Source organism: Streptococcus sanguinis (assembly GCF_900635155.1).
Lineage (GTDB): Bacteria > Bacillota > Bacilli > Lactobacillales > Streptococcaceae > Streptococcus > Streptococcus sanguinis_G.
Map to the genome: position 1 here is coordinate 2,325,413 of NZ_LR134002.1, position 12,191 is coordinate 2,337,603.

General features: G+C 42.2%; 12 protein-coding genes. 3 read left to right on the forward strand and 9 right to left on the reverse strand.

Annotated elements, in window-relative coordinates; all coding sequences use genetic code 11:
- Positions 1-70: 70 nt before the first annotated feature.
- The 8 genes from ELZ47_RS11670 to mnmA form a co-directional block, all read right to left on the reverse strand.
- Entirely contained in the window at positions 71-694 is a 624-nt protein-coding gene (locus tag ELZ47_RS11670) for an HAD family hydrolase (RefSeq protein WP_164549621.1), read from the reverse strand.
- Positions 695-790: 96 nt separating this feature from the next.
- Positions 791-1,066, reverse strand: coding sequence for a Veg family protein (locus tag ELZ47_RS11675; protein ID WP_002894239.1), 276 nt, complete (start codon positions 1,064-1,066; stop codon positions 791-793).
- Positions 1,067-1,068: 2 nt separating this feature from the next.
- Positions 1,069-2,424, reverse strand: a complete 1,356-nt coding sequence (gene dnaB, locus ELZ47_RS11680; protein WP_002894241.1) for a replicative DNA helicase — start codon at positions 2,422-2,424, stop codon at positions 1,069-1,071.
- Positions 2,425-2,450: 26 nt separating this feature from the next.
- The gene (gene rplI / locus ELZ47_RS11685; protein ID WP_002894242.1) at positions 2,451-2,903 is read right to left on the reverse strand and encodes a 50S ribosomal protein L9; all 453 of its coding nucleotides are present in this window, start codon (positions 2,901-2,903) and stop codon (positions 2,451-2,453) included.
- Positions 2,900-4,921: a DHH family phosphoesterase gene (locus tag ELZ47_RS11690; RefSeq protein ID WP_126436077.1), complete on the reverse strand. Its 2,022-nt coding sequence runs from the start codon at positions 4,919-4,921 to the stop codon at positions 2,900-2,902. The genes rplI and ELZ47_RS11690 overlap by 4 nt, the downstream gene beginning before the upstream one ends.
- Positions 4,922-5,060: 139 nt before the next feature.
- Positions 5,061-6,968 (reverse strand): tRNA uridine-5-carboxymethylaminomethyl(34) synthesis enzyme MnmG, encoded by a 1,908-nt coding sequence (gene mnmG / locus ELZ47_RS11695; protein WP_061589483.1) that lies wholly within the window; start codon positions 6,966-6,968, stop codon positions 5,061-5,063.
- A 144-nt stretch (positions 6,969-7,112) separates the two neighbouring features.
- On the reverse strand, positions 7,113-7,727 hold the full coding sequence (locus tag ELZ47_RS11700; RefSeq protein WP_002894248.1) for a MarC family protein: 615 nt from the start codon (positions 7,725-7,727) through the stop codon (positions 7,113-7,115).
- A 19-nt stretch (positions 7,728-7,746) separates the two neighbouring features.
- Complete coding sequence (mnmA, locus tag ELZ47_RS11705; RefSeq protein ID WP_126436078.1) at positions 7,747-8,868, reverse strand: tRNA 2-thiouridine(34) synthase MnmA; 1,122 nt, start codon at positions 8,866-8,868, stop codon at positions 7,747-7,749.
- 298 nt (positions 8,869-9,166) lie between these two features.
- On the opposite strand from mnmA, the gene sdaAB reads away from it, so the two are divergent.
- From sdaAB to ELZ47_RS11720, 3 genes are read left to right on the forward strand one after another with little or no spacing between them, the layout of a single operon-like run.
- Positions 9,167-9,838: an L-serine ammonia-lyase, iron-sulfur-dependent subunit beta gene (gene sdaAB, locus ELZ47_RS11710; protein WP_126436079.1), complete on the forward strand. Its 672-nt coding sequence runs from the start codon at positions 9,167-9,169 to the stop codon at positions 9,836-9,838.
- A gap of 8 nt (positions 9,839-9,846) precedes the next feature.
- A complete protein-coding gene (sdaAA, locus tag ELZ47_RS11715; RefSeq protein WP_126436080.1) occupies positions 9,847-10,719 on the forward strand; it encodes an L-serine ammonia-lyase, iron-sulfur-dependent, subunit alpha in 873 nt (290 codons plus the stop codon).
- A 51-nt stretch (positions 10,720-10,770) separates the two neighbouring features.
- A complete protein-coding gene (locus ELZ47_RS11720) occupies positions 10,771-11,418 on the forward strand; it encodes an HAD family hydrolase (RefSeq protein ID WP_126436081.1) in 648 nt (215 codons plus the stop codon).
- 135 nt (positions 11,419-11,553) lie between these two features.
- On the opposite strand, the gene ELZ47_RS11725 is transcribed toward ELZ47_RS11720, so the two are convergent.
- A complete protein-coding gene (locus ELZ47_RS11725; RefSeq protein ID WP_002894257.1) occupies positions 11,554-12,144 on the reverse strand; it encodes a LysM peptidoglycan-binding domain-containing protein in 591 nt (196 codons plus the stop codon).
- Positions 12,145-12,191: the final 47 nt, after the last annotated feature.

A 12,191-nucleotide genomic window follows, 5' to 3' on the forward strand; every position in this document is an offset into this window, starting at 1 on the left:
ATCAGCAAATGTCAAGGTTGGAGCTTGGGCTCACTCCCTTTCAACTATAAGTAAAGCAAACTATCATCAATCAGCCAAACTTCCCTTTCAAAGCCAGCAAAGTCTCCATAGCCCTGATATTCTCAGTCTCACTTGTGGATAAAATGGTTTCAAAGCCCAGTTCAGCTGCCGTATCTAAGTTAGCCTGAATATCATCAATGAAGACGGATTCTACTGGATTCAAACCATACTTTTTCAACAGCTTTTGGTAAATCTCTGCTTCCGGCTTGACAACACCGACCTCTGAGGAAAGGATATAGCCTGACAGCAGTGGGTAAATGGGCAACAAACCAGCTTTTTCAATATGATAAAAAATCTCACAAGTGGTTGACAAGATATAGATTCGATAGCCCTGGTCAGCCCATAGCCGAATCCTTTCCTGTAAATCACTGTAAACATGCACAACCTCATACCAATGATAAAAGATATTCTTAATGGCGGAATGATAGGAAACGTCCAACTGAGCCAGGACTTCCTCACAGGCTTCTTTCAAACTCAGCTCTCCCTTGTCTGTCTGATGCCAGACACCTGATTCAAAAATGGCCTGTCTAAGAACCTGCCGCCGTTCTTTCTCAGGTTCAAAATATGTCAAGATTTTCTCAGAATTCCATTCAATCAGAACATTGCCCAAATCAAAAACCAAATTTTTAATCATGATGACCACCTGTTTTCTCTATTTTTCAGCTTACATAATTGCTCATTTTGTTGCTCTGCTCATTTAGAAATAACTAAAAAGGCCCGCTGGACCTTTCTATTCATCAAAATAACGGATGAGGTTCTTTTCTGTCAAAATGTCAGAATAAGTATAAGACTCCACATAGGTATTGGAGATTTCCCCTGGCTGACCGCCTTCATTGGAATATTCCACGATAAACAAAGACGGATAAACTTCAATAAGACGGCCTTGCTTGCTTTTTTGGCGCTTACGACCGTTTTCCAGCGTCATCTCAACGATTTGTCCTTCATGCGCCTTGATATCTTCTTTGATTTTTTTCATTTTTGCCACATCTGTAAATGCATCACTCATCTTTATTCGTCCTCTCTTTTGGAAATACTTGAGAATTTATTATACTCTTTCTGGAAAATTAACTCTACTGTACCACGCGCTCCACTCCGGTTTTTCTCGATAATGACTTCAACCTTGTTGTTGGGAATGCCTTCTTCCTCCTCACCAGCTCGATCATAATAATCATCCCGGTAAAGAAAGGCAACGATATCCGCATCCTGCTCAATGGAACCTGATTCCCGAATATCAGACAGCACTGGTCTCTTATCCTGCCGCTGTTCCACGCCACGTGAGAGCTGACTCAGCGCAATGACCGGTACCTTGAGCTCCTTCGCCAAGATTTTCAACTGTCGGGAAATTTCCGAAACTTCTTGCTGGCGATTTTCACGACCAGTTCCTGTAATCAGCTGCAGATAGTCAATCAAGACCAGCCCTAGATTACCCGTTTCCTGGGCCAGTTTTCGAGCCCGCGAGCGAATCTCCGTAATCCGAATCCCTGGTGTATCATCGATATAAATACTAGCATTGGCCAGATTAGCTGTCGCAATGGTATATTTTTGCCACTCTTCATCTGTCAGTTGCCCCGTACGAATGGAATGAGAGTTAATCACCCCTTCAGAAGCCAACATCCGGTCCACCAAGCTCTCCGCCCCCATTTCCAGAGAGAAAATGGCTACAGTCTTATCCAGCTTGGTTCCGATATTCTGAGCAATATTAAGAGCAAAGGCCGTCTTTCCGACCGCTGGCCGAGCCGCCAGAATGATTAATTCTTCCTCATGCAGACCAGTCGTCATCTTGTCCAACTCACGATAGCCAGTCGCAATCCCAGTGATATCTGATGTCTGCAGAGACCGAGCCTCCAGATTGCCAAAGTTAAGATTCAGCACATCACGGATATTTTTAAAGCCACTGCGATTGGCCGTCTCACTGACATCAATCAGGGCTTTTTCAGCTCCGGCGATAATTTCCTCTGACAGCCGGTCACCATCGTAGGCTTGATTGATAGACTCTGTCAAACGCGAAATCAGCCGCCTTAGAATGGCCTTTTCTGCAACGATTTTAGCATAGTATTCAGCATTGGCAGAGGTTGGCACAGAATTGACCACTTCCACCAAGTAGCTGAGACCGCCGATATTCTGCAAATCACCCTGACTATCCAAAATATTGCGAACCGTCGTTGCATCAATGGCATCCCCGCGGTCAGCCAAGTCAATCATAGCCTTGAAAATCAAGCGATTGGCATACTTAAAGAAGTCAGCAGGCTCAATATACTCACGAACAAAGACCAGTTTGCTCTCATCAATGAAAATGGCTCCTAAGACGGACTGCTCCGCTAAAATATCCTGAGGCTGAGCTCGGAGTTCATCAATCTCTGCCATCGGTAAATCCTTCCTTCAAATCACTATTATCCTTCTTTAACCCGCAAACGGATCACCCCAGTTATATCCTGATAAATCTTCACTGGAACATCTATCAGACCAATGGAGCGAATCGGTGAGTCCACCTTGATATGACGTTTGTCAATTTTTATGCCAAACTGCTTCTGTAACTCTTCTGCTATTTTCTTGCTGGTAATAGAGCCAAAGGTGCGGCCGTCCGGACCAACTTTTTCAGTAAATTCAACAAGAGTAGCTTCTTCTGCTAACTTAGCCTTAATAGCCTGAGCTTCTGCCACTAGTTCTGCGTGGGCTTTTTCTTCGGACTTTTGCTTACCGCGCAGTTCACCGATAGCCTGCGCTGTTGCTTCCTTGGCTAAGTTTTTCTTAATCAGAAAATTTTGAGCATAGCCAGTCGGCATTTCCTTAATTTCGCCTTTTTTGCCCTTGCCTTTTACATCTGCTAAAAAAATTACTTTCATCCTTTTTTCTCCTCGTCTATTATTACTTCCTCTTTAATGACTTGGTCCATAATTTCTTGATTCAGCGACTGAAGGACCTCAGAAACTGTTTTACCTTCAATTTGAGCTGCTGCTAGATTGAAATGACCGCCACCGCCCAGCTTTTCCATAATTCGCTGAACATTGATCTTGCTGCGACTGCGAGCCGAAATAGACACATAGCCTTTGGTATTCTTGCTCACGACAAAAGTAGCTTCAATTCCTGACATGGAGAGCATGGTATCAGCTGCCTTACTGATGACAACCGTATCATAAGTGTTCTCCTCTGGACCAGCTGCTACAATGACATTAGGCAAAATCTTCTTGCCATTTAAAATCAGCTCATTAATCGCACGATATTCCTCAAAATTCGTAGCGGAAATATCCTGAATCACAACACTGTCACTGCCCCGAGTCCGTAGATAGCTGGCCACATCAAAGGTCCGACTGGTGACCCGAGATGAAAATCCTTTGGTGTCAAGCATGATACCCGCCATGAGAATGCTGGCTTGCATCTTACTGAGACGGTTCTTTTTAGAATTCTGGAACTGAATCAGCTCCGTTACCAATTCACTGGCACTGCTAGCCCCACTTTCGATATAGGCAATCACAGCATTTTCCGGAAAATCTTCATCACGACGATGGTGATCGACTACGATAATCTGACTGAATTGATCAAAGAAATCCTTAGACAGAGTCAGAGATATCTTGGAGTGGTCAACCATAATCAAGAGCGACCGATTGGTCACCATATTTACTGCTTCAGAAAGCGGCACCAGATAGTCAGCCCCTTCCTGCTGGAGCTTTGTAATGGATCGCTCAATGTCAGAAGCCATCTGGGACGGATCATAAACCACATAAGCTTTCTCAATGATATTACTAGCAAAGAGCTGCATACCAAGAGAAGAGCCCAAGGCATCCATATCCAGATTTTTATGTCCGACTATAAAGACCTGATCCACACTCTTAATCTTATCAGAGATCGCAGTCATCATAGCCCGAGTACGGGTGCGCGTGCGCTTAACAGCTGAAGCCGTTCCTCCACCAAAGAAGATTGGGTTCATGTTGTCATTATTTTCTTTGACAACAGCCTGGTCCCCACCGCGAACTTCAGCTAAGTTGAGGTTGAGCAGAGCGACCCGACCGATTTCATCATGATTGCCATCACCATAAGAAAAGCCCATACTGAGTGTCAGTGACAGCTCTCGATTTTTAGCTTCCGTCCGAAATTGATCAATGATAGAAAATTTATTTTCCATCAGCTGTTCCAGCACTGTATAATCCGTAAAAAGATAGAACCGATCCATGCTAACCCGACGGTAAAACATGTGAAACTGCTCAGAAAATTCTGCTACGAAGTTGGCTACAAAGCTATTGATATGACTGATATCTGTATCAGAAACGACATCTTCCAAATCATCATAGTTATCCACCGAGATAATACCGATTACGGGGCGTGTTGTCACCAGACCAACAGTGGCTTCATATTCATTGGATGCATCAAAAAAATAAAACACGCTGGATGCACGGTCCAAGTAAACCGAATATTTCTTGTCTCCAACCGTAGCATAATGACCAGAGTCTGAATAAGCAGCCTTCATGATATTCTTGAGCATATCAGCATCAAAATCACCATCTTCGGTTGTAAAAATCAGTTCTGCATATGGATTAAACCACTCTACATCACCATTATCTTCACTGATTTTAATGACACCAACTGGCATCTTATCCAGCAAGGAAGCGAGGCTTCCTTCTGCTTGATGATTGACATAATGAATCTGCTCAATCTCATCTAGCTCGGATACTCTCTGTTGCTGGATAAAAAGCACAATCAAAAGAGCTAGCACAAGCATGAGAGCAGCTAGCATGGCCAAACTATCACCAAAAAGCCTCAGACAGATGGCTAAGATTATAAAGGAAATTAGACCCGCCATCGCCAAGTGAATTGGGGCAAAACGAAATTTTTTCATCATAGACCTCTTATTCCGCCATTTTACCATAAATCCAAGAAAAAAGCGAATTTCTCCCAATAAGTAAAGGAAGCGAAAAACAGCCTTTCAAAGTTTACAATTTTGTAAACCTCTTGTAAATTTACACAAAAAGGCTGCTTCCCAAAGGAAACTAAGCCTTTTACAAGAGTTACTTCGCTTGATTTTTAGAAATGCTTCTAGACTTGCCTTCTAAGTAAACCATCAAAATAGAAATATCTGCTGGATTGACACCAGAAATACGACTAGCCTGACCAATCGTTTCTGGATTGATTTTCTTAAACTTCTGTCGTGCTTCTGTCGCAATCGAATCAATATCATCCCAGTCAATATTAGCCGGAATCCGCTTCTCTTCCATGCGCTTCATCTTTTCAACCTGATCAAGAGCTTTGGAAATATAGCCTTCGTACTTAATCTCTGTCTCAATCAGCTCGATAATCTTCTCATCAAGCTCCTCTGCAGCCGGACCAATGAACTGAGCCACATCTTGGTAAGACACTTCCGGACGCCGCATAAATTCTTTGGCAGTTACTGCATCCGTCAGAGGCTTAAAGCCAAGCGCTTCTACCTTAGCGTTTGTTTCCTTAACAGGTTTTAGCTTGATGGATTCCAAACGCTTCATCTCATTATCAAATTGATTCTTTTTAATCTCGAAACGAGCCCAGCGCTCATCATCTACAAGACCAATTTCCCGTCCCATCTCTGTCAAACGTATATCAGCATTGTCATGACGGAGAATCAAACGGTACTCAGCTCGGCTAGTCAAGAGGCGATAAGGTTCAACGGTCCCCTTGGTCACTAAATCATCAATCATGACTCCAATGTAACCATCACTGCGCTTCAAGATTAACTCCGGCTTCCCTTGGATCTTCAAGGCCGCATTAATCCCAGCAATAATCCCTTGACCAGCGGCTTCTTCATAACCAGAAGTTCCATTGGTCTGCCCTGCTGTAAAGAGCCCAGAAATTTTCTTGGTTTCCAAGGTTGCCCGTAACTGGTGAGGCATAATCATATCGTACTCAATGGCATAGCCTGTCCGCATCATTTCAGCATTTTCTAGACCCTTGATAGAGTGAACCAAGTCCTTCTGCACATCTTCTGGCAAACTAGTTGACAACCCCTGCACATAAACTTCTTCTGTATCACGACCCTCAGGTTCTAAGAAAAGCTGGTGGCGTTCCTTGTCCGCAAAACGGACAATCTTATCCTCGATTGACGGGCAATAGCGAGGTCCCACACCCTTAACGATACCTGAAAACATAGGAGCACGATGCAGGTTATTTTGGATAATTTCATGACTTTCTGCATTGGTATAAGTCAACCAGCAAGGCACTTGATCTTTCACATAGTCCTCATCACGAGACGTGTAAGAGAAATGATTGGCTTTTTCATCACCTGGCTGAATTTCAGTCACATCATAATTGATAGATGACGCCTTAACACGTGGAGGAGTTCCAGTTTTAAAACGACCAATTTCAAATCCTAGGTCACGCAGATTATCTGCTAAAGGAATGGCTGCTAAGCTATGGTTTGGACCAGATGAATACTTGAGATCACCAATAATAATTTCTCCCCGCAAAGCTGTTCCAGTCGTAACAATAACAGCTTTAGCTGCATACTCCTGATGGGTCGCTGTTTTAACCCCAATGACCTTACCATCTTCTACCAAGATTTCATTAATCATGGTTTGCCGCAGAGTCAGATTTTCTTGATTTTCAACAGTCTTCCGCATTTCTTTGGAGTAAACTTCCTTATCCGCCTGGGCCCGAAGAGCCCGAACAGCGGGTCCTTTACCAGTATTGAGCATCTTCATTTGGATATAGCTCTTGTCAATATTCTTGGCCATCTCCCCACCCAAAGCATCTACTTCACGAACGACAATCCCTTTAGCAGACCCTCCGATAGAAGGATTGCAGGGCATAAAAGCCAGCATCTCAATATTGATGGTTGCTAAAAGAACCTTGCAACCCATTCGACTAGCAGCCAGCGATGCCTCAACCCCAGCATGCCCTGCTCCAATCACGATAATATCATAACTTTCAGTAAAATTGTGTGACATTTCTTTTTCCTTCGTTTTTTTTCACCAAAAAAGGCCAAGTCTCCAGAAGTGCAGGACAAAAAAGCCTGCAACATCCATGAGCTTTGACCATCATGACTATTGTTAAAGCTATTTTATCAAATCAAATCGTTTTGTCAATGCAAATCACTGTTTGAGCAAGGTCTGCACACTGACGATAATCATCTGTATTCCTATCGAGAATAGTAAAAGTCCCATCATTTTCGTTATAATTTTCATCAAATTTTCTCCCAAGAAGCCTGCAATTTGTTTTGCACTTCTTAACAGGAGATAAGTGATGACACATAGTAGAGCAAAAGCAACTACGGTTATCAGTTGATTCTGCAAACCTCCATTAGCCAGACTTAAAGCAGTTGTAATTGTACCTGGTCCCGCAAAAAGTGGCATTGCAAGAGGAGAAATAGCAATAGACATTGGATCTGAATTTACTGCTTGCTGCTCCATTCCTTTATAGCTGGGTGAATGATTACCATTAATCATATGATAACCGATAACGGCCACTAATATTCCACCAGCAATTCTGAAAGAAACAATTGTAATTCCAAATACTTTAAAAATGAAATCTCCTGAAAAGATAAAAACAGTTACAATAACAAAGGCAATCAAAAGACTCCTAAAAGCAATTTTTCGTGAAATTTTTTGACTATCATCTGCTACTAAAGCCATGTAAGCAGGAAGATTTGAAATTGGGTTCATTATAGCGAAAAATGCCATAAATGCATAAAAAAATTGAGAACTCATCGTTTTTATTTAACTCCAGTTAGACATACTGACAAACCTTGCCATCACGGTAGGCATTGTCAATTAAACCGCCACCTAAGCACTCATCTTCATCATAGAAGACGACTGCTTGACCTGGAGTAATAGCCCTTTGTGGTTGTTCGAAGTTGACAACTGCCTTGTCACCCTTTACAGTAACTGTCACCTTAGAATCCGGCTGACGATAACGGAACTTAGCTGTACACTCCATAGTAAATTCTTCTGGCATTTCTTTTGTGAAATGAACCTGACTAGCGTCAAGGCTGGTTGACATCAAATTGTCATGATAAAAGCCCTGACCCACATAAAGAATATTTTGGCTGAGGTCTTTTCCAACAACAAACCAAGGCTCATTATCTCCGCCGTGCTGACCACCAATTCCAAGACCACCTCGCTGGCCAATGGTATAATACATCAACCCAGCATGCTGGCCCATATCTCGGCCTTCCAAGGTCATCATTCGACCAGGCTGGGCTGGTAAATATTGACTCAGAAATTCTTTAAAATTCTTCTCACCAATGAAGCAAATACCTGTCGAGTCTTTTTTCTTAGCGGTAGCTAAACCAGCTCTTTCAGCAATCGCTCGAACTTCTGGCTTTTCTAAATGACCCAGAGGAAACATAGTTTTTTGCAGTTGTTCCTGTGACAGTTGGCTTAGGAAGTAAGTCTGATCCTTATTGTTGTCCTTGCCACGCAGCATGTGAAACAAGCCATCTTGGTCTCTCTTCACCTGAGCATAGTGACCTGTTGCAACGTAATCTGCACCCAGTGTCAAGGCATAGTCAAGGAAGGCTTTAAACTTGATTTCCTTGTTACACATGACATCTGGATTTGGAGTCCTACCAGCTCGGTATTCCGCCAAGAAGTATTCAAAAACGCGATCCCAGTACTCTTTTTCAAAGTTGACAGAGTAGTAAGGAATGCCAATCTGATCTGCAACAGCAGCTACATCCTTGTAGTCTTCTGTGGCTGTACAGACACCAAATTCGTCTGTGTCGTCCCAGTTTTTCATGAAGATGCCGATTACATCATAACCTTGCTCTTTTAAGAGCAAAGCAGTTACTGATGAATCGACGCCTCCGCTCATACCAACAACGACACGAATCTTAGAGTTATCACTCATTGTGTTCTCCCATCTTTTCGTTATTTCACGATTGAAGGTCGTGCTGTGCTTTCAACGATTGAAGGTCGCTTGAGCAAGGCCTATTATAGCACGAAAGGACTAGGAAAACAAATCAGAAATTTAACTAAATTTATTAACTGTAAATTATGTTTACAATTTTGTAAATATATTGATTTTCTCACTTACTTTCCTATCTAACGAAATTTTATAATATGTACTTTTAATTCATTTAAAAAATCAGCAGAAAGCCCTTAACTTTGTTATAATGAAAATAATAAATAAGCTGCAAGGAGAAATCATGACTTCACTAAGATTTCAATCTGTTTTTGATATTATCGGACCTGTGATGATAGGCCCATCAAGCAGTCATACAGCAGGCGCCGTTCGTATCGGAAAAATTGTCTCCTCTATTTTTAACGATGAGCCAACAGAAGTAGAATTCCAGCTCTTTAACTCTTTTGCCAAAACTTACCGAGGTCACGGAACTGACTTAGCTCTTGTAGCAGGGATTTTAGGTATGGATACAGATGATCCAGAGATTCCTAACAGCCTTGAAATCGCCCATAAACGCGGTATCAAGATTGTCTGGACGATTCAAAAGAACAGCAATGCTCCCCACCCCAATACGACAAAGATTACAATTAAAAATGACCGTAAAACAATCAGTGTGACTGGAGTCTCTATCGGTGGCGGCAACATTCAGGTAACAGAGTTGAATGGCTTTTCAGTATCTCTGAGCATGAATACTCCGACCATCATTATTGTCCACCAAGATGTCCCAGGCATGATTGCCCATGTCACCGAAGCTCTGTCACGCTACAATATCAATATAGCTCAGATGAATGTCACACGTGAGAAGGCTGGAGAAAAAGCGATTATGATTATTGAAGTTGACAGCCGTAGCTGCGAGGAAGCCATCGATGAGATTCGCAATATTCCTCATCTGCATAATGTGAATTTCTTTAAATAGGAGAAAATATGTTTTATTCCATCAAAGAATTGGTAGAGCAAGCTGACTTGGATTACCAAGGAAATGTTGCTGAATTGATGATTGCTACCGAGTATGAATTAACTGGTCGTGAAAGAGATGAAGTCCTGCGACTGATGGGTCGCAATCTGGAAGTCATGAAAGCCTCTGTCCTTCTTGGACTTGATGAGAGCAAGTCTCGCAGCGGATTGACTGGTGGTGACGCAGCAAAACTTGACCACTATATTCAGTCAGGAAAGGCTTTGTCAGATCACACTGTGCTGACTGCTGCAAAAAATGCTATTGCTGTCAATGAGCATAATGCTAAAATGGGACTGGTTTGTGCAACACCTACTGCCGGCAGTGCTGGCTGTCTGCCAGCTGTTCTTACATCAGCCATTGAAAAATTAGGACTCTCAGAAGAAGAACAGCTAAACTTTTTATTAGCTGCAGGCGCTTTTGGCCTAGTTATTGCCAATAACGCCTCAATTTCGGGTGCTGAAGGTGGCTGTCAAGCTGAGGTTGGCTCCGCTTCTGCTATGAGTGCAGCTGCTTTAGCTTTAGCTGCTGGAGGTTCACCTTTTCAAGCCAGTCAAGCTATTTGTTTTGTCATTAAAAACATGCTGGGCTTGATTTGTGATCCAGTAGCTGGTCTAGTGGAGGTGCCTTGTGTCAAGCGAAATGCTATGGGAGCCAGTTACGCCTTTATTGCAGCTGATATGGCTCTTGCGGGAATCGAATCTAAAATTCCTGTTGACGAAGTCATTGACGCTATGTATCAAGTCGGGTCAAGTCTGCCTACTGCTTTCAGAGAAACAGCTGAAGGCGGTCTAGCCACAACACCAACTGGCCGCAGACTTTCAAAAGAAATCTTTGGAGAATAACCTTGACAAATTTGTCAAGTAGATTTACTAGATAGTAAACAAGGAGACAAGATGAGTCATTTAAAATATATCTTCTTTGATTTGGATGGAACCCTAGTTGACAGTTCAAAGGGCATCCAAGAATCCTTTGAATACAGCTTCAAACAACTTGGAAAAGAGTGCCCTGAAGAAAGTATTATAAAAAGTTTTATGGGACCGCCTCTGGAAGTAAGCTTCGCCTCTGTTCTTGAAGAAAGCCAAGTTCCAGAAGCGATTAATTATTATCGCAGTTTCTATAAGGAAAAAGGCATCTGGGATGTCCGCCTCTATGAGGGGATACCAGAATTGCTGACACAGTTAAAAGAAGCTGGTTATCAGATTTATGTAACAACGAGTAAGAATCAACCCACAGCACAAGATTTATTAGCAAATCTAGCTATTTCTGAGCAATTTGATGATATTTTTGGCTCACTGCCAGATTCATTTCACAAAGCAGATGTTCTGCGCCGAGCTCTGCAAACACTAGATGCAAATCCAGAAGAAACCATAATTATAGGCGATACAAAGTTTGATATAATTGGCGGTAAAGAAGTAAGAATCTCAACTCTAGGAGTCCTTTGGGGCTTTGGCAGCCAAAAAGAGTTACTAGAAAATGGAGCAGATTTCCTGGCTCATTCTCCCAAACACATTTTAAAAATATTAAACGAACACTTTTCATAACTTTACATAGCTGTCAATCTAGATAAGATTGTTATCTTTAAATCTTTATCTACACTACCATTTTCTGCTTATAAATTGTCAATTTTATGTAAACTAAAAAAACCACAGGGATTCTGTGGTTTTTTTAGTTTTATCTTAGTAACCCCAAGCTGAAAGTCCTTGAGCACTATAGGCGCTATATGCTGATTGGATTTGATCATCAACAGTAGCTGTTGAACCCCAACCTGGCATTGTTTGGAAAAGACCACTAGCACCTGAAGGGTTGTAAGCATCTACTTGACCATTTGATTCACGGGCAATGATAGCTTCCCAAGTTGATGCAGGAACACCAGTCATTTCTGCCATACGTGATGCTGCATAAGAACCAGTTGCACCAGCGGTATTACCATTGCTAAGTACAAGGCCTCCTGAAGTTGCTGCTGAATTAGCTGTTGCTGCAGGTGCTGCATAATTATTTACGGGAGTTGCAGTTGCTGCTACGCTTGTTTCAGACGTTTTGGCACTATTTCCAAGTTCCAAGATTTGACCAACACGGATGTGATTTGGATCTGCAATCTTGTTTAACTCTACTAATTTCTCAAGAGTTGTATTTTTTTCGTTAGCAATAGCTGATAAAGTATCACCGGCTTCAACTGTATAGGTCTCAGCATTTGCAATACCTGAAACCAAGAAAGCCGCTGCAGCGACTGCACCTGTTAAAGTCCATTTTGCTGTTTTTTTGTTCATTAAAATGTAATTCTCCTTTCGGTGATAATACTATCTTACACATAAAA